Genomic DNA, 26014 nt, shown 5'->3' with positions numbered 1-26014 from the left:
CAAGCCTTGCTCAGGTGCCACCGCAGCGAGAACATAGCTCGACTGGCGAATGATCTGCTGGAGAGCCCTCGGCCTTACTCCAGGTGGAGCCCAGGCACGTTTAGGGATACTAATACGGCCAAGGCGCCCCTCATCCTGGGCCATCTTTAAGATTGGGCGTTTGTCCTCAGGTGGGCGAGTCGCGACCGCTGCTGCAACGCTGGCAGAGAAGTTTTTTCAAACTGCTCTTGAGCTTCGAGGCTCTCTTTCGGATGGCTCGGACGAGGCATGGGCTTGCGCCATCCATGGCGTTTGAGAAGCCGCGAAATCGTACTTTTATGGACCTCGTGACCTACCTGTGCTTCAAACGCCCGCTTGATTTCCTTAGCGGTGGCAATTTCTCCGCGTTCGGCTCGGCTGAAAAAGGGAGCCAAGAACGCTTGCTCTTCTTTCCAACTCCTATACTGGCGGCGGCGGCCTTTGCCAGAGGTTTCGACACCAGCAATTCCCAGGCGATTGTAGCTGGCTATCACTCGGTGGACCATAGCGACCGTGGTGCCAGTATGCTTGGCAATTTCACTGGCTTCTCGCGGATCAACCAGAGCGTTATAGATGATCAGCCAACGTTGCCGATAGAAGGGGCGTGGCTCCTGTTGCCATTTCGTTTTCACTACTTCGGCTGAGACCGTGTTTTGTTAATCGCAGAGATGACCTCACATGATAGACTAGGAGGATGAGTACCAGTTATCCTAGCGATCTTTCTGATGCAGAGTGGGAGTGTCTGCAACGCTATCTGCCTCCGCAGTCCAGGCGTGGCAGGCCACCAATTCACTTCCTGCGTTCCATTTTTGATGCGATCTTCTACGTACTGCGCACGGGCTGTCCGTGGCGCTATCTCCCAGCCAACTTTCCACCGTGGCAGACGGTCTTCTACCATTTCCGGCGTTTGCGCCTCAAAGGGACCTGGACGCTCTTGCTGCGGGCGTTGCACTGGGCTGAACGCGAACGGCAAGGAAGGCATCCTGACCCAAGTGCGGCCAGCATGGATTCCCAAAGCGTGAAAACAGTCGAGGAGTCGTCTGGGATCTGTGGCTACGATGCCCACAAACACATCAAAGGGTGGAAACGGCATCTTCTCGTGGATACGCTGGGCATCCCCATTTCCATCTACGTGACCCCTGCCGATACGCACGATACCAAGGGAGCCCGTGGTCTACTCGCAGGGCTCAAGTTTTTCGTGCCCCGTCTAAAAAAGATCTGGGCCGATGCGGCCTATCGCGGGCAGGAGTTGGCTGAATGCTGTCAAGCCACAGGAGAGTGGGAGCTAGAGGTCGTGGAACGCCCACCTGGCACACGCGGCTTCAGCGTGGTGCCCAAGCGATGAGTGGTAGAGCGAACATTGAGTTGGATCTCTCGTAACAGGAGAATGAGCAAAGACTACGAGCGCAAAGTGCAAACCAGCGAAACACTGATCCAGGTGACAATGATTCGCCTACTCCTTGCTCGTTTGGGGCGCAAGAACGAACCAGCTCCCAAACACCCCATTAGGGCGTAAACCGTTTCCAGTGGCCTTCGGAGATAACTTCCACTGCTCCATCAATCACTTTGATAGCAGTCTGATCATCGATCAAGTAGGACGGTACCGGCATGCCCGCGGCCCATTTTTCAGCATTGGCCATGGAATTGTCTGGCATCTCTGGGTGATCCAGGTGCGGAAACATCGCAAAATCAACCAGTCCCAGTGTTCTATCGCCACCGGTGGGCGGCTTCCACCCGACAAAGTCCTCCCCAATGCTGGGGGCCATCACCATGCTCCCGGCGCTCAGCCCCACCCAGACCGTCTCGGGAAGCTGGGGCAAGAGGTCCGCTAGCCCGGACTGCCGCATCCAGTGGCACAGATACAGCGCATCGCCGCCGTTCACCAGCAGGACGTCTGCCCCTCGGACCCAGGGGACCCAGCACTCTTCACCGATGCTGGGCAGCGCGGTGAGCTCCAGCACTCCCAAGGACTTCCAACCCAGCTCGCACATGGGTGTGGAGGACTGACCGGTAATGAAACGCCATGCCCCACCAGGACTGCCCATGGGGTGCCCGTACCCCGCAGTGGGGATGCAGAGGGCGCTGGACTCGGCAATGGGTTTGCCCAGCAGATCAACCAGAGCGTTACGAATGCTGTCATTTTTGATGCCAGCAGAGGTGAGAAGCAATTTCATAATGGTTTCCTTTCCAATCCATGAAGAGCCGAAAGTCTTTTCCGCTCATGCTCTTTGAGACTGAAGCAGAACGACCCCAGAACGTCACGACTCCGTTTCTCCTAGGTTGAGTCGTCTGCTCGCGCGCTCGCAGTCTTGCGCGACATCCGGTCTTCCGCTCACCAATTGCATGCAAGACATTCTCCCATCAAACCTGCGCAAAAACTTCTCCGATCTTGCTCTTTTGGTCATGCGGCATGACCGCCGCGCATTCCAAAACACGGTCTGAGAGATGAGAAGCCGCTCGTGTCATTCTGGCCATGCGCCCCTCCTCTGGAACTTTCGCCGTAGTGGTCCCATATTCCCCTTCCCGACGTCGCTGCAAAGAGAGCAGCTCCCCCAGCCTTGGAGAGGACAGGGGAAAAGTCGCCTTGCCCCGCGCAAGGTGACTCTTCCTCTGGAAAGGTACCCAATGGAAGGGCCGGTGATCATTCGGATGCCTCACTCTTCTCGTCTTTCTTTGCCGCCTGAAGAATCTTGACCATAGTATGAAAGAAGCGGGTGGTCGTCCTGCTCCAATGAATGTGGGAAAACGTCTGCAAGCATCGCCTTCCTCCATCTTTTGTTGTTGCTGCTTCCTCCGTAGGTGCCTCAAGACCAGCTGGTCTTTTTGGTCTTACCCCGCGTCCACAGCCAAGTTTGCGTCTTCGTCCGAGCCAGTACCGGAGACGGCTTGAGCAACGAGCCCGATCAAGCGAAGGGCTTCTTGCAAGACATTGTGTCCAGCATTGTGATCGCGATCCTGGGGAACATGAACATACGAGCAGGAGGGATTCTGACACACAAAGAGGTGATCCTTGAGGCTCATCTCATCCCAGGTCCATCCACAGCCGTGGCAGGTCTTACTGGAAGGAAAGAAACGGTCGACCTTGATCACCTGTCCACCTTGTTGAGTGGCTTTGGCTTCCAGCAGACGCACCAGCGTGCCTAGCGAAGCGTCGGAGAACGCGCGCGCTAGACGTCGGTTTTTGAGCAATCCCTTGAGGTGCAGGTTCTCCACCCCGATGATTCCATAACTCTCCGTCAGCCTGGTTGTGAGCTTCTGAAGGACATCCTGGCGCAAGCAGACGATCTGGTAGTGCAGGCGTGCCACCTTTCTGCGCGCTTTGTCCCGATTCGCGCGATCCCACCTTCCGGCGATGCAGGCGTTTGTTGGCTTGGCGCAGCTTCCCCAGCGCGGTTGTGAGAAAGGCTTGGTTCTCGACGTGCTCTCCCGTACTCAAGGTTGCCAGGCGGTTGAGTCCAACATCGATGCCCACCGCTGCCGCTTTCTCCATCGGGTTCGTGTCCGGAAGTTCGACCTGGATGGAAACAAACCACCACTCGGCGGTTCTGGTGATGCGTACCCCGAGGACTCTTCCCTGAAAGCGCAGATTCTCGGCCATATTGACCCAGCCGAGCTTGGGCACCCAGAGGCGATGATCTCTGATCTTGCATTGATCGTTGGCAAGAGAGAAGCTCGGCTTGCTGCGTTTCTTGCTCTTGAACTTCGGGCGGTGAGCCTTCCCCTCGAAGAACGCCGTAAAGGCTTTGCCCACATCAAGAAAGGGCTGGTCAGAGGCGTTCTTGGTCACATCCCAGGTCCAGGGGAAGGATGCTCGTCGGATCGCGTTGAATTGCTTCCTGAGCTTGAGGGCAGTTGGTTGCTCCTGGGCTTCGTACTGCCGATTCCACTCGGCGAGCGCCCAATTCCACACGAAGCGAGCCACCCCTGCGGCGCGTGCAAGGGCGTTGGCCTGTTCTGAGGTGGGATGCAGTCTGATCTTATGGGCGCGAATCATGCGGTTCTGCTCTTTCTCTTGCCTGTTGGTTTCATTATTGTAGAGCAAATGTTCTCATCTGTCAAGCAGCCCGAAAGCGTGGCGCCTTGCACATGATTGATCCCTTTTTCCTACTTTTTCGGTAACAGTTGCATCCTCTTTCGTTTTCACATATTCCACTTGCGGATCTTAGGCTCCTTCAAGTTGGGCTATTCTTTTTTTATTCTCTTATATTCTCTACTTAGAACGCAACTTGGTATCAGAAGCTGTGTGAAAAGGCTTTAGGAGCTGTTTTGAGCCAAACGCCTAAGCATGATCCGGATCATGGCGAGATAGATCCAGGCTTCCTCACTGCTGGGAAGCATTTCATAGTCCTTGCCCAGCCTGCGCCAGGTGGAGAGCCAGGCAAACGTTCGCTCCACAATCCATCGCCATTTGAGCACGTGGAAGCCACTGGGGCGGATCTGTTCCTTCTCAATGATCGCATCCTTTGGAGCCCAGGTGCCGCGCTGGCCGCTCCAGGGATGCTCAACCACCTCCACCTCCCAGCCGAGCATCTCTTTGACCCATTCGATGAAGCCCCCTTTCTTGTAGGCGCTGTCAACCCAGATCAGCTTGAGCCGAGGAAAGCAGCCTTTGAGCGGCTTCAAGAGGGGCTTCCCACCCTCATGATCTTGGAGACCAGCCTCATGCACCAGCACATGGAGGATCAGGCCCAGGGTATCGACGAGCAGATGCCGCTTGCGCCCTTTCACTTTCTTTCCGCCGTCATACCCGCGAACCCCCCTTTTTGACTGGTTTTCACCGATTGGCTATCGATGATTGCCGCACTGGGTGTTGGCTCACGACCCTGCCTGACCCGGACCTGTTCACGCAAGGTGGTATGCATGCGTTGCCACGTTCCATCCTTGCGCCAGATGCGGAAATAGCTCCAGACGGTGGACCACGCAGGGAAGTCATGCGGCAACGCTCTCCATTGGCATCCCGTGCGATCCACGTAGAAGATCGCGTTGAGCACCTCGCGCATGTCTGTGGTTCGCGGGCGCCCACCCTCTTTGGCTGATGGGATCAACGGTTCCAGGATGGCCCACTCCCGGTCAGTCAGGTCGCTGGGGTAACATCGGGATGACCGTCCGCAAGTCGTCTTCGGGGAGAATGGCTGTTTCCTCCGCTCTCGCCTTGTAATCCTGTCTTCTTGAGCAGATGGGGTCTCAGGAGATGAGACGGAACCGGAATGGGTCTTGACGTCGGTACTGTGCTGCCTCCAGCCCTGTCGGTTCAGCAGGCGATAGATCGTGCTGTCATCGACCAGGTGTCCCACGTGCTCCTCAAAGGCGTGGTGGATCTCGGCCACGGTCACGTTCTCTCCTTGGGCTGCACAGGCCACGAAAGGCTGGAGGAAGGCGTGTTCTTGTTCCAACGTAAGGTATTGACGACGCCGTCCACCTTTCCCAGGTGTCTCGATGGCCGCCACTCCCTCCCGCTTGTAGGCGGCAATGACCCGGTGGACGGTTGAGACTGACACTCCCACCGTTTTTGCAATGTCCTCAGCTTTTCGCGGAGCGGTTAACGCTTGATAAATGATCTCCCATAACTTTCGCCGCCAAGGACGCGATTCTCTTTGCATTCGGGCGTACACTGCGCCCTCGGACAGATGCGTGGCCGCATGGGTGACTCGATTTCCCATCAGCTTGCTCCCTTTCTTTTGTCTTCCTCCTTTCTAGAATACTACGCAGATTGCGAGTCGGCTTGGTATCTTTGCATACAGTTTCTCAGTTCTATGTCGCCTGGCAACAGCAAGCATAGTTACAATACCACCTAATGATTCAGCATTGCATGTGACCAACCTGCAATATCAAAATGTGAATACAGGCGCGACGTTGTATCAGGCATAGCCAACATACGACGCGATTAACCCGAACACGGCATCGGATGTCTCCCTTCTGTAGTGTGGACACCACATGACAATTCCACAACGAAATGCACTATCCAGATGTTTTTGAAGAGAAAAAGTGAAAAGTTCTCACCCTCTTTGGAGGTAAACAGGTTTTAGATAAAAAGAATTTTACCTACTTTCATACGTTCTGCATCAAGTGTTAAAGAAGCGAAAATGGACAAAATAAGCGAAATATTTATGATAGCATAATAGTATTCTTATTTGGTCGTGTTTTGATGCTATCGTACATTTACAATAAACAGACTTCCTAACAGAGAAGAGCGCCACAAAATGAGGAGGTAGCCTGATGAATAAGTTTGTCTGGAGAAATTTAGTGGGCAACGTTACCCTGAGCCTATGTATTGTTTGGTTGCTTCTGGTTGTCTCTGCAACTCAGTCTTCTGCTTCAAACAAGCAGAAGACCATCGGCATACTTCCTGCAGTCTCGCACAGCAAGGCAACTGACATACACAGACGCTTTTTGCGTTGCGACTATGATAGCTCATCGGGAAAGATGATTTGTTACGATACAGAGGCAACTGAGGCAACCAGACTGACAACTATCCCCACAATCAGAGGCGCAAAGGTGCTAGCCACTTTTTGCAAGCAAACAGACAGCATTTATCATTGTGATACCCATTACGAGAACAACACTCTTCAACGATGTGACCTCTTCTGGGACCGTTTCGGCGAAAAGTGGATTACCCTGAACTGCCAGTTGGTAAAGTGACGACTCCCCACGACAAACATCAGGTGACGCAGACGCTCTGTTGACTTGCTCCCCACGGCAAGGGGTGCGCCAACCAGTCACACCAGAAAGGCACTAGGTCATTGAGCTGCGGCAGATCGGTCAGTGACAAATGCGCTAAGACGCTATTCATATCCAGGTTTGCTGCGCCGTTCTCCAGAACTTAGACAAATAGGACCAGGCCACATCTGATGTCTGGTGAGCTTGATCCACTTTTTTGGAGAGTACAAATGAGTGGCTAGTGCAGCTTCCTGAGACCAGTCTCAGGAAGCTGCACTAGGTCATCAACGCTTCATACTGAGAAGGACTCAGGTAACCCAAAGAAGAATGACGACGTTGACGATTGTAGAAATATTCGATGTACTCAAAAATGGCGTGTTTGGCGAGGGCACGTGTTGGGAAAATGATTCCAGAGATGCATTCCCACTTGAGTGTGCTCCAAAACGATTCCATTGGGGCATTGTCGTAACAATTGCCCGTCCGGCTCATGCTCACCATCATGCCTGCTTGAGCCAATGCCCATTGATAGCCTGCGCTGGTGTACTGTAATCCACGATCAGAATGGTGCAGCAGCCCGGGCTTTGGTTGACGCCGCCGCAAGGCCATTTGCAATGCGCATTGGACCAGGGCTTCATCTTGAACTGCTGCCAAAGCCCACCCCACAACCGAGCGAGAGAACAGATCGAGGACTCCCGCCAGGTACAACCAACCTTCGTAGGTCCAAATCGCGGTCACGTCTGTCACCCACTTCTGAGTGGGAGCTGTCGCCTTAAAATCTTGACCCAGCACATTGGCAGCTTTCTGATGCGTTGGATCTTGTCGAGTGGTGCGGGCTCGGACACGCTTGTGGCGGGCTGAGAATCCCTGCTCACGCATCAAACGAGCGACGCGCTTGCGCGAACAGCGATAGCCCTGCGCTTGCAATTCCGCCAAGATACGCGGGCTCCCATAGCTCTGCCAGCTGGCAGCATAGGCATGCTCAATGGCTTGTTTCAACTCGCCATTTTTTCGACGATGCTGGCTCTCTGGGCGGTGGCGCCAGGCATAAAATCCGCTCACAGACACACCAAGCGTTGCACAAAGCCGAGTGACTGGATACTCTGACTGCTCATCAGCAATGAATTGGTAGATCATCGCTCGGGTTTCTAAAAGATGGCGAGTGCTTGGTTCAGCAGTTCACTCAGATGCTTCGCACGCACACCTGGGAACAGCTCGACACCTGGCTTGAGAAGGTGCGCGACAGCCAGATTCGCGAGTTGCAGGGCTTTGTGGCTGGGGTAGAACAAGACAAGAAGGCTGCGAAAGCAGGCCTAACCTTGCCCCAGAGCAATGGGATGATCGAAGGAAAAGTGAACAAACTGAAGTTGGTGAAGAGGATGGGCTATGGCAGGACAAGTTTTCCTCTTCTTCGTCAGCGCATTCTTCATGCGTTGTGGCGAAGAGGGCAAAGATGAAAACCCATGCTTCTGTCGCAAGTAGCAAGCAGCCTGAATCGCCAAGAGCGAGACAGATCCCAAACGTGAGCACTTGCCCTCAATGTTGAACACTGGGACACGCGTTTCCTGGTAAAGCCGCATCTCCTCTGGTATACTTCTTCTGTAATCTGTAAATTGTGTTCCTCAGAATGTCCTTGAAGGCGGAAAATGTTCATGGGAGATGATCTTGCGGGAAGATCGGGTGTTTCATCTCTGACGGATGCTCTTGTCACAGCATTTCGCTCGCTACCTGCCACCCTCGCTGTGGTCCTGGCTGGTTCTCGGACCAGTGGGATAGCTGATAGCCGTTCGGACATGGATCTCTACATCTATGCGGACAGCCCCCCTTCTCTTGAAGAGCGGACGATAATCATGCACCAATTCGCTGATCATGGAGAGATCGGCAACACGTTTTGGGAACCTGGTGATGAATGGGCTGATGTGCGAACCCGCCTGGGCGTTGACATCATGTATCGGAGGCCGCAGTGGATGGAACAGGAACTCAAACGCATTCTGGTACATCATCAGGCTTCCCTGGGATATTCGACTTGTTTTTGGCACAATGTCCTGACTTCGACACCATTGTGGGAGAGACAGGAATGGTTTACGAAGTTGCAAGCATGGGCGAGACAACCCTATCCTGTGACCCTCAAACATGCCATTATCGCCAAGAATCATCCCATCCTGCGCCGGACGCGCTCTTCGCTGCTTCATCAACTTGAGTTGGCTGTCCTGCGTCATGATCTGGTGAGCAGAAACCATCGGGTGGCAGCGCTGCTGGCAAGTTACTTCGATATCGTCTTTGCCCTCAACGAAGTGCCGCATCCGGGGGAAAAACGTCTGGTCGAATGGGTGTTGTCCTCATGTGTTCACGTCCCACGTGATCTGGAGGCACAAATCACGGCTGTGCTCTGTGCATGTACTGCGCATCGGGAAAGTGATCAGAGCCTTCTCGATCATGTCCAGACCCTTCTCAATGGCTTGGATGAAGTCTTATGTGCACAGGGACTCATCAACAGGTAGCCCTCAGAGAAGCACTGCGGCAAAGTCCAGACCGTTGCTATGAATGAAGCAAGCAATGAAGTCAGTTGTTCATTCCAGCAAATCACAGATGCCAATTTACCGAGAACCGAGCAAGAAAGCCCCCGCTCTTTTAGGCATCTCTCGGGAATCGAACCCGTTCCTCCGCTACAGCCAGAGATCCGTATATCTAGCCGGGCAAGAGAGGTTTAGAGCTACAAAAACACGCGAGGGCTAGTCATCGCCCTCTTCGCCGCCCCAGTCGTCGTCCTCATCATCCAAGTCTTCACTGGGCTTCCCGCACTGCCTCTTCTCGCGGTTGCGTATCCGCTCCTGTATGTAGAAGACATTATTAGGAATATAACGTGACGAACGAATTGCTGGTGTGAAACATCTCGCGCCAATGGCTGCGGTAGATTGATTCTTTAAGCCTCCTAAGTAGGAAACGACCAGACTGATAAAAAGCAATATTTATTATATCATTGCCTTGATATAGGCAACAAAGGGTTGAGCAAGGGAGGTTTTACCTATAGAGATTGTAGAGAGGCGTCCTATCGCAGATAATCTGGAAAGAGAGTAAGAGATTGTGCAGGCTGCCTATGCGCCGCTGATCTCATATGTTACCCACCGCTGCCATAGGCGCGAGGTAAAAAGCTCTCAGTGGAACGTTATTGTGTTTTATCCTGGCTTATAGGCTGGGAAAAAAGACCAGCCCTGAGGTGAGAGGAGATACAGTATTGCACTGAGGGAAGTTGCTGCATTGTTGTCTTATTGGTTGGAGGAACAGCGCATGTCGAAGGATCCCAACAAGGACCTGGAGCAGAAGGCTCAAGCGAAGGACTACAAGGCCAATCGGGAAACTAACCCAACGAAGGCCGCGCAGCTCCGTCAGGAGGCAAAGGAGCTCCGGGAAAAGAAGACAGAGTAGTCAATTGGCGAACTACTAACCAGATGATGAATGAGCAGCAAGCAATGGAGGCGGACAACCAGCCCGCCTCCATTGTGCTTTTATATCTCAAATTGTGCTCAAGCAAGGCAAGAACGGTTAGAATTGTATACCACTCAGCCCTGCAGGCATGGGGAGCATGATCAATTTCTCTACTATCTCTTGCATGCTTATAAAAATTATCAAACGCTGCTTGCACAAACCAATCGCATAGACTTTGCGCATTTACAAAAATGCGCATACGATCTTTTACAAAAAGAGCAGGTACACAAACATATTACCCACGATCTACGCTATATTCTTGTTGATGAATATCAGGATACCAATTATATACAGGAGCAAATCCTCCTCTCACTGGCACGCGCAACGGGGAAAAACAATCTCTTTGTGGTAGGGGATGAAGATCAGGCTCTCTATCGCTTTCGTGGGGCTACTGTACGCAATATTCTAGAGTTCGCCAGGAAGCGCGAATTTGAGGGGCATAATTTGTATTCAAGAATACGGACAAAAAAGGGCAAACATGGACAGACCTTCCCTTGAAACAGCAGCGACTTTGTGGTATATTTGTTCTACATTCATCGCAGAGGAAGAAGAGCAGAAGATGGTACGTGGCTACCGAGGAGAACTTGATCTCAATAACGCGCAACAGACACTTTGTCGCAAACATGCCGGGGCCGCTCGCTGGGCCTTCAATTATGGCCTTCGCCGCAAACAGGAAGCCTACAAAGCTGGGCAGAAAACGCCCACCGCCATCGATCTGCATCGCGAGATCAATGCCCTCAAGCCCTCCCAGCCTTGGATGCGCGAGGTCAGCAAATGCACCTTTCAGGAGGGGTTGCGCGATCTGGATGCCGCCTTCAAGCACTTCTTTCGCAAGTGCCGGCTCAAGAAAGCGGGCACTTGGAAAGGCTCATGTGGCTATCCCCGCTACAAAAGCCGGAAGAAAGCCATCGGTGGTGCTCGCTTCACCGGGAGCATTCGAGTGTCTCCTGATGCCATCCAGTTGCCCCGTTTGGGGGTGCTCCGACTCAAAGAGCATGGTTATTTCCCCTTGAACAGCAAGATTAGCAGTGCCACCATCCATGAGCAAGCAGGCAGGTGGTTTGTCTCGATCTGTGTGCATGAGCAAGCCGAGGAAGCGAAAGACCCTCAGGCAGCCACGGGCGACGTCAACAGAGAGCCCATGACCTGACCGTCAGGTCGCGACAAGCTTCTTATTGCAAAATGACTACGCTTGGGTTTGGAGGAGATCGGCAATAACCTGTGGCTGTTCAGTGGCCATAAAATGCCCACAGCCTGCCGCTACCTGTGCCATCACATTGCGACAACCAAACTTTTTGGTGAGCTCATTGGCCGTTGGCCCCGGCTTACCGGAGCCATAGTCACCCTCGATGAGGAAGAGAGGCACATCCAGCTCGTCGCGGTGAGATCTCATGAATACCCGGTTCTTTTGATAGGTTCGATACAAGCCAAGCCCAGCTCGCAGCTGTTCGGGAAGTGTATAGGCGCTCGCATAGTGACGCATGTCTGCGTCTGTCATTGCCTGCTTGTCCTTTGCGAAGCGAAGGAAGAAGGCCCTTTTAAAGTAGGTGTACTCACGACCACCAATAAGCCGTTCGGGAAGTTTGGGGAGACGGTGAAAGGTGAAGTGCCAGAGAAATGGCATCTTGACCATGAGGTCGGTGCTGGCAGTACCGGGGAGCGGGCCGTCCAATAGAGCGACACCTCGGGTTTCGGATGGGTAAAGGCGAGCATATGCATACGCGATCATGGCGCCCATATCATGGCCAACAATGTAGGGATTTTTAAGAGCAAGCTGGCTGGCCAGCTCGTGAATATCATGAGCCTGTGTCTCTGCATCATAGTCTGCTCGCGTCGCTTTGGACTTTCCTATGCCCCGTAAGTCAACTGCAAGAACGGTGTATCGGTCAGCAAGCAAGCACATCACCTTGCTGAACTCGTACCAGTCTTCCGAAAATCCGTGCAAAAAAATAATCGGCGGACCGCTACCACCCGATACATACTGTACTGACGCATCACGTAACTGTACAGTGTCGGACTGAAACGCTGCGCCGAGTACAACGTTTGCCGGATCCTTACTGTCTAGCCCAATAACGTATGGGTCATTCATAGTCGTTCCTCTTTTCTCGTCTCTTGTTGGCTGGTCTGTTGTTCATCAGCCTCCATGATGTGCGCAATCTCCTCCAGTGCGCCAGCTACTGTGTCTAATTGCTCCGGGTTGAGTTTGGTCATAATATGTCGCGTCCATTCTTCATTGAGCGAAGAGATCGTCCTGAGAATGTCTGCTCCGTGCGGCGTCAGCTCAAGCAACGGTGAACGCCGGTTTGCTGGGTTATCCTGGTAGACAACCAGACCTTCTTTTGCCAAAACGTCTGCAACACGCTGCACGCTCTGACGAGCATGGCCCATATCCCGCGCGATCTGCGCCACCGTCTGCGGCTGATAGCCGACTCGACCAAGCACTTGCCATCTGGCGCTGCTTTGGCCGATGGATCGTGTCAGTCTATCGCCGTTGCGCAGAAGCAACCCGTTGATCCAAAAAATGCTTAACGCGAACCTGCCGAGAGGGTCGTTTGGTTTTCCTGTTGATTCCATAGCAGTAGTATACCATCTTGACAGCTTACTGTCGAGATGACACCGTACTGTCAAGATGGTGCTCCTGTATTTTTCTTTACTTTCCAAGTATGCGGGTCAGGACATCCTCCAGGGCCTGCTCGGGTTGTGTCTTGTGTGCTGGGGAACGCCATGCGACGAATCCATCGGGGCGCACCAGAGCCATTCCGGTGGTGCTCACACCATAGGCTGCATACCAGCGTTCTTCGACATCGCGTAGCCCAGTGGGGCTGATCTGCCAGGCATCCAATGGCATGCCCAGGCGCTCAGCCACGATGCGCGCGGCAGTGATCCAGGGAAAGCCCTCCGAGCCTGCCAGCAACACAAAGTTTCGTCCGAACAGATCTATCGTCGAGAGACGCTCTCCGGCGCGCTCAAGCACCATATGGGGAGCACGCGTTCCTGGCTCTCCGGAGAGTGTCCTGGGATGCTGTGTCAGGGAAGCTCCAGCCGAGTCCAATTCTGCCACCATTGCTCCACGCTGGTAGCGGTAGCCGAAGATCAGCGAGGCATCATCGATCAGAGAACTGGAACCACTGTGGGTGCGATAGAGGAAGCGCTGCATCGTTTGCTCCACCATCAACTTGCCAACTGGGAGTCGCTCCTCTTGGTAGGAGGCGAGCAGAGAAGGAGCAGCTTGTCCACCCAGGACCAGGGCCATCTTCCAGGCGAGATTGAACGCATCCTGGATACCGGTGCTGGCCCCCATCGCGCCGGTAGGCAGGATTGTGTGTGCCGAGTCACCGGCCAGGAAGACGCGATCCCGCTGGTACTGCTCAGCCCAGAGGGCGGTCAGTTCCCACAGCCCCACTTTGACAGTATCCCAGGGGTAGGCAGGCAGAATCTTGACATCGAGATCGGACACGCCAACAGCGACGCGAATCTGCTCAATACAGCGCTCATCGGTCAGATCCTCACGGCGTTCTCCGCGCTCGGGATGCAGAGCGGAGGTAAACATCCAGCGCCGCTGATTGTCGATGGGCATTAGAAAGCCCTGTCCATCAGGCAACTGAGGATTATCGATGTAGCAGAGCGTAACTCGTCGCCCACGCAGAACCGCACTCAGATCGGCCTCAAAGATGATGTTGGGGATGTGGGCAATCACACCGGGTCCCTGCCTTGCGATGCCGAGGGTCCGGCGAACTGTGCTATGGTTGCCATCCGCACCCACCAGATAGCTTGCCCGTACCTGCCGCGTATCGCTGCTCGTTCGCTCACGAAGCAGAGCGGTGACGCCCTGCTCATTCTGCTCAAACGAGACAAGTTCGGTGTTGAAACGGACATCAACTCCCATCGTCTGCAAGTGGGTCAGCAAGATGGTTTCCAACTGGTCCTGGTCAATATGGCACCAGGAGGTGGGTGAGGCTGTATTCAGATCCTCTGGCGCGCCCTCGAAAAGCTGTTCGATCTCGTGCCCGGCCAGCGATTCGACGCGCAGGCTCTGGCCATCGTCGTCGAGGGGCGAGCGGGCGGCACGGATGGGAGCTTCGAGGTCAAGCGCGCGGAACAATTCCATCGTGCGTGGGTTGATGGCTCGTGCTCGCGGGAGACGTGCTGGTGCTGGATGGCGCTCAACCACCAGGGATGGAATGCCTCGCCAGCGGAGAAACAGTGCCATCGAGAGACCGACCAGGCTGCCTCCCACAATGAGCACTGGCGTCGTTTCATCAATGGTTGTCTGCGATATTCCTGTATTCATGTTGACTCCTTCGTATCTGTTTGGAAGACGGTGATCACGATGGTTTTTCTGGTCCCTGACCCTTTCGTTCAGGATACGAGATGTGACCGACACCTAAGAATATACAGGAGAGAAGGAGAAAGTCTGCTCACCCTTAGGGGTGGTTCTCGCTCTGCTCTCGTTGATTCCCTTGCGGAGTTTGAGCTTGATTCGACATTGGGTATCACTTGCATATTCTCTGGCGAGCAGATACAATCACGCAAAAGGGAGACTGTTGGGTATCATCGAAACAGCGAACGGAGGAGACCGTGTATGCCAAAAGCGAGCACCTATCTCCTGCTCTGGTCTCCAGAAGATGATCACTACGATCTCTGTGACCGGGGCGACCAGGAACATCCATTGCTCCAAGGTGACACCGACGCGTGGTTCGCCTGGCTGAGCGCACGCCACGCGTTCTCCTTCCGGGGCAGGAGCGGTTCTTTGTCTCTGCAAAAAGAGTGCCGCAGCCGTGGTCAGGATGGCTATTGGTACGGCTATCGCCGCCAGGGCAGACAGATGGTGAAAACGTATCTCGGTAAAAGCGGTGCGCTATCGATGGCCCGCCTGGAGGCCGCCGCCTGTGCCCTGGAAAAAGAGGTCCGCAAGATCAGCACAACACAGCTCGCGATCGGAGAACCATCACAGAGACGCGCTCAAGCAAGCGAACTGGCGCAGAGAGAGGAATGTGTCCTTGATCGAGACCGTCGCGTCCCTGCCGAGGATGGATGGGGCGAAGAAGACCTGCTGCTGGCACCGAAATTGTGTCCGCCGCGCTTGCCCTCCTCGTTTGTTGCGCGTGAACGCCTGCTTAGCCAGCTCGATGCGAGCCTGGATCATAAGCTGATGCTGATCACCGCCCCAGCAGGCTTCGGGAAAACGACGCTGGTGAGCCACTGGCTGAGTGAACGGCGTTCACGCAACGACTTTCCCCCCGTTGCCTGGCTTTCCCTGGATGTGGACGACAACCATTCCCTCCGTTTCTGGCGCTATCTCTTGACGGCCTGTCGGGCATGGCAGGACGATATTGGACGCTCTGCGCTCGCACATCTCTCGCCAGAAGAGACGCCGCCCTTCTCTTTCCCGCCATTGAAGAAGGCATTGACCCTCTTTCTGAACGAACTCACGCAGAAGCGAAAGCCTGGCATCCTGATCCTGGAGGATTACCAGGTCATTACGGCTCAGATCATCCATGAGACAATGGCGTTCTTGCTCACCAACCTGCCCTCAACCTTTCATATCATGGTGGTCACCCGGGTTGAGCCGCCGTTCCCGCTGATGAGCCTGCGCGCGCGCGACGAGCTCGTGGAACTCCATGCCAGTGATCTGTGCTTTACTCAAGAGGAGTCCCAGCGCTTTCTGCAACAGGCGCTGCCTGTTCCGCTAGAGCGTTCGATGATCACTCATCTGGACAAGTATCTGGAGGGATGGATTACCGGGCTGCGATTGCTGGCGCTGATCATGCAGAAAGATCACTCAGAACAGCAGTCCGCCGACTTCCCACCCCCCTTCAAAGGCAGCCATGCCTATGTGCTCGATTACTTCGTCAAACAGGTGCTCGATGCCCAATCGGAATCACTCCAAACGTTTCTCCTGCAAACGAGTTTTCTCAAACGCCTGACCGCTTCCCTCTGCGATGCTGTTACAGGGCGAAACGACAGTCAGGCCATCCTGGCAGCGATCGAACACGCAGACCTTTTTCTCCAGACGATTGGGGACGATGGGCAATGGTATCGCTATCACGCGCTGTTCGCTGAAGCGATGCAAGCTGAGGCACTGAAACGCCTGACGCAAGATGCCCAGATCTTGTGCTTGATGCGAGCAGCAGCCTGGTACGAGCAGCACGGCCTCCTGTCGGAAGCGATCGAAGTCACCTTGCAGGCACGTACCTATCCGCAGGCAGTCGCGCTTCTTGAACGCTATGTGGGACAAGAGCAGCACTACACCGAGCGTCATGATCTGTCTAGGATGCAGACCTGGTTGCAGCAACTCCCTGAAACGCTGGTGCTGGCACATCCGGTCTTGAGCTTCATCAATGCGTGTGCGCTCACTTTCCTCTCTGCCTCTGACCATCTCGCGCCGACGACCAGGGATCGTGTCCAGACCTTTCTGGATGGAGCGGAGCGGGAATGGAGAGGGGCCGGGCAGATCTTCAAGCTGGGTGAGGTTTCCGCTTTTCGCGCGCTCCTGGCTGCACGGCAGGAATGTGTCAGCGAAGCCGAGAATCTCGCGAGGCAGGCGTTGACCTGCCTTTCCGACGAGCGGTCCGTATGGCGTACCGTCTGTCTGGGTGTGATGGGAGAGGCTGCACGGCAGGCGGGGCAGGTTGCCACGGCGAGAGCATACTACCAGGAGATCCTCTCCCTTTGCGCGACGACCAATAATCAGCCCGGGAAACGGGTCGCGCTCCTCTCTCTGGGCGAGGTATGCGGCGCGGCAGGCGAATTGCGGCAAGCAGCCACGTTTTTCAGGCAGGTAGTAGAGCTGGCAGACGAGGACCTCTCTGATCTAGGCAAAGCGCTCACAGGTCTGGCGGAACTCTCCTATGAGTGGAATGATCTGGAGCGCGCCGAAGAGGAGGCACGAAAAGCGCTTGACCTGGCAAGACAACTGGCGGATGAGCCGCTTGAGGTGCGGACGACGCTTCTGCTGGTGCGGATCTCCCACGCCCGTGGAGAGGTCTGCCAGGCGCAGGAGAGGCTTTCGACGCTGCTTGCCCGTGCGTATCCAGCGCGTTCGCCTCATCTTTCTCGAACGATCCAGATGATGCAGGCACGCCTGCGCCAGGCTCTCGATCCCCTGACCGAACTTTCGCGCTGGCTTCCGCCCTCCCCGGAGCCAGAAGAGCATCTTCCCCAGCTGTATCGCCTCCAGGAAGCGTTACTGAAGGCGCGCTGGCTGCTCGCGCAGGGTAACGCCCTGGAGACGCTGACGTTGCTCGCCCCCTGGGAAAAGGAAACCAGGGACTCTGGACAGCTCCGGTGCTTGCTGGAGATAGATTTGCTGAGGAGCCTGGCCTATCACCGGCTCAAAGACGTGTCGAGCACAAGATCGCTCTTGCGTCACGTCATCAGTCTAGCAGTTCCAGAGGGATATGCACGGCTCTTCCTCGACGAAGGCGAAGCTCTGCTTTCACTGCTGCGTCCCTTCGTCTCTCGTATCCGCGAGAAGCACCTCCAGAACTATCTCCAGCACCTGTTGAAGCTGTTTGCCGCCCAGGAAAGATCGAGCCGCCCTGCCGCGCCTTCTCGCGCTCTGCTGACCGAAGATCTCTCGCTACAGGAACTTCAGGTGCTTCGTCTGCTGGCCGAGGGATACTCCAGAAAGGAGATAGCGGAGATGCTGGTGATTACAATCAATACCGTAAAAACCCATCTCAAGAATATCTATCAGAAAATGCACATCAATAGTCGTTTCGAGGCATGTGAACGAGCGCGCCAGCTTGATCTTCTCTAGCCAGTCCAAAGAGGCCAGGCCAGCACTCCTTCCTCTGAACCAGCTGCGCCCAAGGCAAAAAAAGTCCCCCTGTGCCGGCATCAGGTGCGAGGAGAGCGAGAGAAGAAGCTAGGCGACGTGTTGCGGTGTCAGGTCAACGTGGTACCCAAGCCGCTCTAGCTGCTTGACCAATCGCCGTTGTTTCTCGTGTTGGTCTCGTTGGGTAAAGTAGTCTTCCCCTTTCTCTTCATAGGGCTGCCCCGTAGTGAGCATCTGGTAGTAGATCAGCAGAATACTGTGTCCCACCGCCACTGCCGCATGTTTGCGTCCTCGTCCCTTGCTCATCCGCCGAAATTGAGCTCCCAGGTACGTTTTGGTCTTTCCGGCAGCGTGACCTGCTTGCACCAGGATGGTTTTGGCATGTCGATTCCCTTTGCGCGTCCGTCCACTCATCCGCTTGCCTCCACTTTCATGCTGCCCAGGGCAGATGCCCACCCAAGAGGCGAGATGAGCCGCATCTGGGAAGGTCCCCAGGTCCCATCCGATCTCGGCAAAGAGCGTTTCCAACACGCGTTGACTGACCCCAGTGATCGCATCGAGTCGTTCCATCGTCTCCTTCTGAGGGGCAAGGCGCTCTTCGATTTCCCGATCCAGCCGTGCGATACTGCGCTCAAGGTGCTCGACCATCATGAGGAGTTCCCCCAACAAGAAGCAGTGATGGGCTCGCATGCAGCCTTGCAAGGCAGGAACCAAGGCATCCCGTTTGTGGGGCGCTCGTCGCAACGCCAGATCTGCTAACACTTCCGGCCTGATCTCCCCGGCGGCCAGGGCATGCAGAATGTCACGTCCTGTTTTGCACAACATGTCCGCGAAGATGGAACTCAACTTGATGTTGGTTTCCTCCAGCAATTTGTGGATACGGTTCACATGACGCGTTCGCTCTTGCTTGAGATTGCTGCGATAGCGGGTCAGATCGCGCAAGTCGCGCTGGGGTTGAGGTGGAATGAAGGAGGCTTTGAGGAGGCCATGTTGCAACAAATCAGCAATCCATTGGGCATCTTTGGTGTCGGTTTTGCGACCAGGGACTGCCGCGCATGTGCTGGGCATTGACCAACACGATCTCGAAGAGCCCCTCCATCAGGTTGAAAATTGGCTTCCAATAGACCCCCGTGGACTCGAGGGCCACATGCGTGCAGTGGGCAGCTTGGAGCCAATCAACCAAGCGGAGGAGATCAGGGGTGAGCGTGGAGAAGCGTTGAAGCTCTTTGTGCTGCTTGCCATCCTCGGTATACCAGATCAGACACGCAACCACGAAGCGCTTGTGAACATCAAGACCGCAACAACATTGGTAAAGCACATGCATGGCAACCACCCTCCTTGGTGAAACAGAGAGACGTTGGTGGGTGAAAGGTCACCAATGGGGTATCTGCACAGATGATACTTTCCTCTTCGTGCTTCCTCTCAAGGAGCGACATGCGGTGGTGCATTTCGATACCCAGGAACATCTTTTTAGCCAAGCTCAAGGCTTAACAAGCGTGAACTTCGTCCTGCGCGTTGGGACCCTTCCTTCCAAGTATACCTTGGTTCATCCGCGGTGGTGCTCCGAAGGAGCATGCCTCTTTTTAGCACATAGCGCTATCTCTACTCCTCTCGCACATGGTATCCTTTCATCACTTTTCTCCGCTTATTGTTCTTTTCTCGCTCACCATACGTTATCGCTATGTCATCCACGGGTCAGACATAATCCCGCAAGAGGGGCGCTTCGCGTTGCTGCCAGGCTGAGAGAATACAGGTCGTGCGCTGGCAACACCCTCATATATCATATACGCTTTGTGCTAAAGGCTGAAAAAGAAAGAGAACTGTAGTACGCTTTGGTTTGTAAGCAAAAACAACCAAGGAGCGTACCTATGATGCTTGACAAAGCAACAGTTCTCACCACCCTTTTTACCATAGTTGACGATACAATGAAAGGGTCAACCGTGATCCAAGAAGCCTTACAGCGGCCTGGAAGAGCGCCACATCTCTCCGATAGCGAGTTGGTGACCATCGCGCTCTATCAGGAACTCATTGGCGAACCACGAGAGGACCACTTCTTCCGACTGTATCAAGCAACGCTGCGAGTCTTCTTTCCTGGACTCAACGAACGTAGCCGCTACAATCGTCGCAAGCGTGCGCTCTGGTCAGTGATTCTCGCCATCCGTTCAAGCTTGCAACTGGTGCAAGAGGGCCTCTTGTTGGAAGAGACGGCTGCCATTGACTCAGCTCCTGTTCCCTGCGTGAGCTACAAACGCAGCAAACGAGCAAGCGATTTTGTTGGTCATGCCGATTATGGGATTTGTAGCAGCAAAGCCATGAAGTACTTTGGCTTCAAATTGCATACCGTCGTGAGCCTCACTGGTCTCATTCTCGGCTTTGTGCTCACCAAAGCCAGCCTCTACGATAATCAGCCAGTCGTCGATGTGCTGGACTCGTTTCCTCATCACCTCCAGCGATTGTTGGGAGATGGAGCCTACAATGATGCCGCTCTTGAGAGGTATCTTGAACAGCATCGTTCCCTTGTTTTGTTGTCTCCTGCAAAAAACAACCAGACGGCAAAACGGGCAGAGGCTGACCAAAAGCAGCTCAACCGGTTACGCTTGATCTGTGAAACCGTCAATGCTCAGTTACAAGAACAAATGCATCTCTCCAGACACTCTGCCAAAAGCCTCTGGGGGCTGATCACCCGGATTGCAACGAAGGTCACTGCACAGAGTGCTGCGATGATGGTCAACGTCCTTTTAGGGAGGCCTGCCCTCCAATTAGCTGATCTGGCTGTCTAAACCATTAGCACAAAGCGTATATGTTTTAAACACATATGATAGCCCTCGACCATCAGGGATACGCATATTTTGTGTCACAAATAGATCGACTGTTTCGACTCGTGTATAGGGGGGTGAAGCAAGAGAGTGCCTTAGAACTCGCATGAGGATGGGAGCCTGGGTTCTCTACCACTCTCAATACATTTCGAATGAAATACGCAGCTAGCCGCGAGAGAAAGATAACACAACAAGAAAAGGATAGAGTGATGACGACACATCCAGATATACAATTCCCGGTGATCATTGTTGGCGGAGGCCTCTCGGGCCTCTCAGCCGCCGCCTATTTAGCGCGAGCTGGTTACACCGTGCTGCTTTTTGAGAAGGCCAGCACGCCTGGCGGGCGTGCGAGAACTCGCGAGCAGAACGGCTTCTTTTTCAATCAGGGAGCACATGCGTTTCGCCTGCATGGACCAGGGGAACAGGTGCTGAATGAACTTGGCGTCTCCTATAGCGGTTCGCTGCCACAGCCCTCCGGGTCTTCCATCATTGCGGATGGGAAGCTCCATCCTTTGCCAACCGGAGCAGCCTCTCTCTTGGGGACTGGTTTCTTGACCCCCGCCGCCGAGGCAGAATTGATGCGCGTGTTTGGTCTTCTCAAACATCTGAACGTAGAGGAACTCCAGGGAAAAAGCCTGCAGGAATGGCTTGAAGAGAAAGTCCAGCATCTACAGGTCCGTCAGCTTCTGCTCGCCAGAGCGCGCATCTCAACCTATACCGATGCGCCTGAACTGCTCTCTGCTGGCCTGGCTCTTTCTCTGCTGAGCAGGCAGGTCATCTATCTGGATGGTGGCTGGCAAACGCTGGTGGATAATCTCCGACAAAAAGCGCAGGAGGCGGGGGCACGCCTCATCACGCATTCACGTGTCAAGGCAATTGAGATTGCTGGGGAAGGGTATCGCGTGCGTCTGGCGGATGATACACCCTACGAAGCAAGCGCGGTATTGCTCGCCACTGATCCAGAAACGGCCTCTGCTCTGGTTGCCAATGGGACGCATGAAACGTTGAGCCGTTGGGCCGCGCAGGCAATCCCAGCTCGTGTGGCCTGCCTGGATATCGCTCTGCGCTCCCTCAAGAGAGCAGAGAACCTCGCCGCCCTGTGCATTGACCGTCCGCTCTACTATGCAGTGCACTCCGCCTCGGCACATCTCGCGCCGGAGGGGAGCGCCCTGCTTCATCTCATGAACTATCTGCGACCCGGCGAAACGGAGGAGCCAGATGCGAGCAGACAAGAGCTGGAAGGGCTGATGGATCTCTTACAACCTGGCTGGCGTGCTGAAGTTGTCGAGCAGTCCTTCTTGCCGCATATGATCGCCTCCAATGCGATTGTCCAGGCGAGATATGGTGGTCTTCCCGGGCGTCCCGGCCCAGAGGTTCCAGGGCTCCCCGATTTGTATGTGGCAGGCGATTGGGTTGGCCCAGAAGGGGAAAAGGCCGACGCTTGTTTTGCCAGCTCCAGGAGTGCTACCATGCTGATGATAGCGAAGTTCAGCGACAGGCAGAGCGCCTCCCTGCCCAGCTCGTCGGATAGCAGAGGCTAAACGGAAAGGGGCAACGTTTCTGTTGCGGGTATGCGCGCTCGTGGCGATCTTTCAGCAAGAATGCATACCTGCAACAGAAACATTTCATGATGAAAAGATCACCCACACAACAGGAAGCGACGTTCCAGAACTATAAATCGTTACTCTTTTCTATCGCCTACCATATGCTGGGCAGCGTGATGGACGCTGAAGACTGCGTGCAGGAAGCCTTCTTGCAATGGTATGTCTCAGAACAGGAAGAACCTGTGGAAAATCCCAAAGCCTATCTCTGCACGCTGGTCACACGCAGATGTATTGATCGGCTACGCTCCGCGCAAGCGCAGCGCGAGTCCTATGTTGGTCTCTGGCTCCCCGAACCATTGATCGAAACCACCGATCCATTCGAATACTCGGAGCGCAATGAAACACTCTCCCTCGCGTTTCTCCTGCTGCTGGAACGCCTGTCTCCTATTGAGCGGGCGGTCTTTCTCTTGCGCCAGATGTTCGATTACGATTACACAGAGATTGCGGACATCGTGGGGAAAAGTGCGGAAAACTGCCGCCAGATCATGCATCGAGCGCGGCGGCATCTGCCTACGCACCCCATTCACATGTCCGTACCTCATGCGAAGCCTCAGCAAGTGTTTACGCAGTTTTTCCAGGCGTGCAGGAACGGTGATATGGAAGGGCTACTACAGGTACTCTCAAACGAGATCGTGCTTCACACCGATGGCGGAGGCAAAGTCCGCGCGGCACATCATCCTTTGTACGGGCCAGATCGCGTGGCTCGCTATCTGCTTGGGATTCAGCAAATAGTGTTCCCTATGATGAAGGTAGCAATCCAACCAACACTCATCAATGGTCAACCAGGTATGATTGGCTACCTGGAGGAAGGTCTGGACCCACAGTTCCAACGACGCCAGCAGCGAGAAAGGAAAGAAAATAGTAAGCACCCAGACGCGTGGCATCAACGCCCCCTCGCGAAGGGAGAAGCGGCTTTTGCCATCGGATTGACGTGCGCGGACAATGAGGTCCAGGAAATCGATATCGTCCTCAACCCAGAGAAATTGCAACACATTCCTGCCCGCGATGTCGACGACACTGGCATCATCATTTGTGGGCGCTAGGGCTAATGTATGAAGCGCTCATATGTAGTGAGCGCGCGCCCTCCTTTTTCGCCAGAAAAACACTGATAGGCTATTCGCCTGAATTGTGTAGTGGAAATAGCAAAGAAGAACGTTATGAATATCATGCTGATACTTGTGATATTGAGATATGTGCATATAAGTGCTGGTATAATCTGGCTTGGTGATAAGATTTCGCTCCTGTATATCGTCTATCCCCTGTTAATCAAAGGCTCTGCCGATGTGGGGCGTACCCTTTCCATCAAGGTGCCAGCCATAACGAACCGCGTTGGTGCTGTTGCGGGAGCGACGTTGATTCTGGCTGGCATCCTCCTGGGAACATTCTTCGGACGTATCCAGTCTTGGGAGCGGCTCATAGAGCCCTATGGCCTTGCTTGGATGTTTTCCTTGCTCCTCACCATTGTGCTGGCAGTCGTCTCGGAGACCCGCCGCAAGATGATAGGGGAGCTATGGGATGAGGCAGGACAGGTTCACACACGAGCCGTCTCCCGCCTAAAAATGATTCGCTTCTGGGAGTCACTGGGTTTTGTGCTGATTATTTCCTGCATGATTTTTATGCATTTCAATTGAGATAGCTTCTCCAAGTACGGCACGTCATGATTTGCATGAGAAATTGGATGCATATGCGGCAACTGGTAGTCCTGAATATTGGATTGTGACCCTTGATGCTCATATTGTAGAGATGTTGGTGTTGGATCGTGATTTCTATCGCCCTCAGTTTTTTTACTGCCGATGATGTGCGACCTTCTCAGGTGTTGCCTGGTCTACCTGTGACAGTGGAGCAGTTCTTTGCATAGCGGATTCCTAAATATGAGAGAGGCCATTCTTACTGCCTTGAGTGATGAAGAACAGTCTCTCTCGTTTTATGTTAAGACTCCCCTTTGCGGTGTGAGCGTGCAAGTACATATACAATCGGGGCATTCTACACACCCAATGCCGCTATCCAGAAAGTACTTGAGGTCAATGGGAACGACTCCAGAAAACGCGCATTTGGGCGATTTAGCAGGGTATATTTGGTCCATCCCAGCATTGTGACTGGCTATCGGTCTAGATTGTTTGGAGAACGTCTGGTCTTCGGTATCCATGGGTGGTGTGTAAACTTGCACCATGTTTTCTGGCAGATTCGCAAGTTCTGAGACGACTTCTCCCTCCATCCCACTTGTCTGATCTCGTCCGGTGGCGTCAGAGATAGGCCCTGCTGTTAGGTACTTGACTGATCCTTGCCAGCGGATTCTATCCTCAAAGACGAAAGCTTCTGAGAAGTCACTATTTCATTGATTTGCAAAATACGTGATAATAAAGTCACGAAATTCGCGTGCAGCAACAGAGAGATATCGCTCTTTCGACCAGAGCAGGAGCAATTCTCGTTGACAGCGTGGCTCTTTGATATGGACGGCGGCTCCTATCTCCGGTATACTTTTCCAGATGAGAGCGGGAATAAAGGCAATGCCCAGTCCAGAATTGACAAGGTGCAACAACGCCGTAGGTTCGTCTCCCTCAAACACGACCTTCGGAGTAAAACCGGCCTGTTGGCAAAAAGTATCAGTGAGTGTGCGCAGGCTATATTCCTGCTTGAGTGCTAAAAAAGGCTCTTGCGCAACTTCGCTCAAACGGACTGTCTCGCGGTCCGCCAGCCGATGCCCCGGAGGGACCGCAAGCACAATTTCCTCCATCATTAATGACGCTTGCTCTATCCCTGGCTGTTCGATTGGACGGTCAACGAAGCAGAGATCAATCTCTCCGCGTTCAAGTTGAGCGATTATTACCTGACGAGGATTGCTAAAAAGGCGAATGATGAAGCCTGGATGACTATCACGAAAGCACTGGAGGAGGCCCGGGAGGAGATACTCGCTCATAGACGCAATCGCCACCTGCCCCAGCTTTCCTGCTGCCAGATCAGCCAATTCGCGTTGCCCTTCATTCAATGCGGTAAATACCTGCTCCACCCGCCGAAGAAACGCTTTGCCATACTGGTTGAGTTGGATTCTGCGTCCCTGGCGATCGAACAGCGAGACGCCCAGCTCGTGTTCGAGATGGATAATGGTCTTACTCAACGAGGACTGTGAAATATAGAGTTCCTGCGCTGCCCGCGTCATGTGCTGGGTCCGGGCAACGGTCTGAAAATAGCGAAGTTGGAGCAGATCCATTCACGTTAACCTTTCCTCCTCTTATGGCCTACAGACCATGAACAAATGGATAGATATGTATTGTATCGCATAAGCAAAGCAGACTACAATGAAACCACAGCGTCAAGAGCTTCTATTGAGCAGAGTTTTTCTCTAGAAGAGACGTATAGAAAAATGGATCGCTTGAATGCGCTGGCTACACCTATTCGCAATCAAGGGACAAAGTTGTGTCCATGCTCGCCGATATCACGGATGAGGCGCTCAGGCTAATGGGATCATCGGCCGCGTGGATATTCTGGTCAATAATGCTGGGTTGGTCCTGTTGGGTTTGATCGACGGTGCGAACCCAGAAGATTGGCATCATATGGTGCCAATCTTCTGGGTTCGCTTTACCCCACGCATGCTCCTTTACCTCTCCATAAGAGACAGAGGAGCGGACATATCGTCAGCATAAAGAACGGCTGACAAC

The 26014-nt window shown here is 54.0% G+C and carries 19 protein-coding genes and 5 pseudogenes; 12 read left to right on the top strand and 12 right to left on the bottom strand.

The window, feature by feature from the left end; translation table 11 throughout:
- Window positions 1-146: 146 nt before the first annotated feature.
- Entirely contained in the window at window positions 147-650 is a 504-nt protein-coding gene (locus tag K3T82_RS39290) for a helix-turn-helix domain-containing protein (RefSeq protein ID WP_220198951.1), read from the bottom strand.
- 62 nt (window positions 651-712) lie between these two features.
- Between K3T82_RS39290 and K3T82_RS39285 the strand changes: the two are divergent.
- A pseudogene (locus tag K3T82_RS39285) lies at window positions 713-1534 on the top strand (IS5 family transposase).
- Here the strand turns inward: K3T82_RS39285 and K3T82_RS39280 are convergent.
- The 4 genes and pseudogenes from K3T82_RS39280 to K3T82_RS39260 all read right to left on the bottom strand — a co-directional run.
- Entirely contained in the window at window positions 1524-2192 is a 669-nt protein-coding gene (locus K3T82_RS39280; protein ID WP_220198950.1) for a Type 1 glutamine amidotransferase-like domain-containing protein, read from the bottom strand. The pseudogene K3T82_RS39285 and the gene K3T82_RS39280 sit on opposite strands and share 11 nt — an antisense overlap.
- A gap of 655 nt (window positions 2193-2847) precedes the next feature.
- Window positions 2848-4012, bottom strand: a pseudogene (locus K3T82_RS39275) (RNA-guided endonuclease InsQ/TnpB family protein).
- Window positions 4013-4272: 260 nt separating this feature from the next.
- A protein-coding gene (locus K3T82_RS39270) for an IS5 family transposase (RefSeq protein WP_236031787.1) occupies window positions 4273-5096 on the bottom strand; the annotation gives its coding sequence in 2 pieces (ribosomal slippage) (window positions 4273-4781 and window positions 4781-5096; 825 coding nt in all).
- A gap of 1855 nt (window positions 5097-6951) precedes the next feature.
- Window positions 6952-7818 (bottom strand): annotated as a pseudogene (locus K3T82_RS39260) (IS3 family transposase); the annotation flags it as partial.
- Window positions 7819-7838: 20 nt separating this feature from the next.
- Between K3T82_RS39260 and K3T82_RS39255 the strand changes: the two are divergent.
- Window positions 7839-8129, top strand: a pseudogene (locus K3T82_RS39255) (transposase); the annotation flags it as partial.
- 195 nt (window positions 8130-8324) lie between these two features.
- Window positions 8325-9173 carry a nucleotidyltransferase domain-containing protein gene (locus K3T82_RS39250; protein ID WP_220198948.1) on the top strand — a complete coding sequence of 283 codons (849 nt, stop codon included), beginning with the start codon at window positions 8325-8327 and terminating at the stop codon, window positions 9171-9173.
- Window positions 9174-9404: 231 nt separating this feature from the next.
- On the opposite strand, the gene K3T82_RS39245 is transcribed toward K3T82_RS39250, so the two are convergent.
- Complete coding sequence (locus K3T82_RS39245; RefSeq protein ID WP_220198947.1) at window positions 9405-9638, bottom strand: hypothetical protein; 234 nt, start codon at window positions 9636-9638, stop codon at window positions 9405-9407.
- A 322-nt stretch (window positions 9639-9960) separates the two neighbouring features.
- Here K3T82_RS39245 and K3T82_RS39240 point away from each other — a divergent pair, with 322 nt between their 5' ends.
- From K3T82_RS39240 to K3T82_RS39230, 3 genes are read left to right on the top strand one after another with little or no spacing between them, the layout of a single operon-like run.
- Window positions 9961-10098, top strand: a complete 138-nt coding sequence (locus K3T82_RS39240) for a hypothetical protein (protein WP_220198946.1) — start codon at window positions 9961-9963, stop codon at window positions 10096-10098.
- Between the two features lie 30 nt (window positions 10099-10128).
- Complete coding sequence (locus K3T82_RS39235; protein WP_220198945.1) at window positions 10129-10656, top strand: UvrD-helicase domain-containing protein; 528 nt, start codon at window positions 10129-10131, stop codon at window positions 10654-10656.
- Window positions 10637-11308: an RNA-guided endonuclease InsQ/TnpB family protein gene (locus K3T82_RS39230; RefSeq protein ID WP_220198944.1), complete on the top strand. Its 672-nt coding sequence runs from the start codon at window positions 10637-10639 to the stop codon at window positions 11306-11308. The genes K3T82_RS39235 and K3T82_RS39230 overlap by 20 nt, the downstream gene beginning before the upstream one ends.
- Before the next feature lie 36 nt (window positions 11309-11344).
- Here K3T82_RS39230 and K3T82_RS39225 read toward each other — a convergent pair whose 3' ends face one another.
- The 3 genes from K3T82_RS39225 to K3T82_RS39215 form a co-directional block, all read right to left on the bottom strand.
- Window positions 11345-12247, bottom strand: a complete 903-nt coding sequence (locus K3T82_RS39225) for an alpha/beta fold hydrolase (RefSeq protein WP_220198943.1) — start codon at window positions 12245-12247, stop codon at window positions 11345-11347.
- Complete coding sequence (locus tag K3T82_RS39220) at window positions 12244-12732, bottom strand: MarR family winged helix-turn-helix transcriptional regulator (protein ID WP_220198942.1); 489 nt, start codon at window positions 12730-12732, stop codon at window positions 12244-12246. Before K3T82_RS39220 ends, K3T82_RS39225 begins: the two co-directional genes overlap by 4 nt.
- 76 nt (window positions 12733-12808) lie before the next feature.
- Window positions 12809-14449 carry an FAD-dependent monooxygenase gene (locus K3T82_RS39215; RefSeq protein WP_220198941.1) on the bottom strand — a complete coding sequence of 547 codons (1641 nt, stop codon included), beginning with the start codon at window positions 14447-14449 and terminating at the stop codon, window positions 12809-12811.
- Between the two features lie 291 nt (window positions 14450-14740).
- On the opposite strand from K3T82_RS39215, the gene K3T82_RS39210 reads away from it, so the two are divergent.
- Window positions 14741-17920, top strand: a complete 3180-nt coding sequence (locus K3T82_RS39210; RefSeq protein ID WP_220198940.1) for a winged helix-turn-helix domain-containing protein — start codon at window positions 14741-14743, stop codon at window positions 17918-17920.
- 108 nt (window positions 17921-18028) lie between these two features.
- Here K3T82_RS39210 and K3T82_RS39205 read toward each other — a convergent pair.
- A pseudogene (locus K3T82_RS39205) lies at window positions 18029-19262 on the bottom strand (IS110 family RNA-guided transposase).
- A gap of 544 nt (window positions 19263-19806) precedes the next feature.
- Between K3T82_RS39205 and K3T82_RS39200 the strand changes: the two are divergent.
- The 5 genes from K3T82_RS39200 (at window position 19807) to K3T82_RS48490 (ending at window position 24155) form a co-directional block, all read left to right on the top strand.
- Window positions 19807-20718, top strand: coding sequence for an IS982 family transposase (locus K3T82_RS39200; protein WP_220193845.1), 912 nt, complete (start codon window positions 19807-19809; stop codon window positions 20716-20718).
- Between the two features lie 245 nt (window positions 20719-20963).
- On the top strand, window positions 20964-22295 hold the full coding sequence (locus K3T82_RS39195) for a phytoene desaturase family protein (RefSeq protein WP_220198939.1): 1332 nt from the start codon (window positions 20964-20966) through the stop codon (window positions 22293-22295).
- Between the two features lie 86 nt (window positions 22296-22381).
- Window positions 22382-23401: an RNA polymerase sigma-70 factor gene (locus tag K3T82_RS39190; protein ID WP_220198938.1), complete on the top strand. Its 1020-nt coding sequence runs from the start codon at window positions 22382-22384 to the stop codon at window positions 23399-23401.
- A 114-nt stretch (window positions 23402-23515) separates the two neighbouring features.
- Window positions 23516-23989: a hypothetical protein gene (locus tag K3T82_RS39185; RefSeq protein WP_220198937.1), complete on the top strand. Its 474-nt coding sequence runs from the start codon at window positions 23516-23518 to the stop codon at window positions 23987-23989.
- 31 nt (window positions 23990-24020) lie between these two features.
- A complete protein-coding gene (locus K3T82_RS48490) occupies window positions 24021-24155 on the top strand; it encodes a hypothetical protein (RefSeq protein ID WP_307811334.1) in 135 nt (44 codons plus the stop codon).
- A 535-nt stretch (window positions 24156-24690) separates the two neighbouring features.
- Here the strand turns inward: K3T82_RS48490 and K3T82_RS39175 are convergent.
- Together K3T82_RS39175 and K3T82_RS39170 are read right to left on the bottom strand one after the other, a co-directional pair.
- Window positions 24691-25566, bottom strand: coding sequence for a LysR family transcriptional regulator (locus tag K3T82_RS39175; protein ID WP_220198936.1), 876 nt, complete (start codon window positions 25564-25566; stop codon window positions 24691-24693).
- Window positions 25567-25747: 181 nt separating this feature from the next.
- Window positions 25748-25909, bottom strand: a complete 162-nt coding sequence (locus tag K3T82_RS39170; RefSeq protein WP_220198935.1) for a hypothetical protein — start codon at window positions 25907-25909, stop codon at window positions 25748-25750.
- Between the last annotated feature and the right edge of the window lie 105 nt (window positions 25910-26014).

The organism is Ktedonospora formicarum (assembly GCF_016587355.1).
Lineage (GTDB): Bacteria > Chloroflexota > Ktedonobacteria > Ktedonobacterales > Ktedonobacteraceae > Ktedonobacter > Ktedonobacter formicarum.
This window is presented reverse-complemented; position numbering and strand designations above follow the sequence as displayed.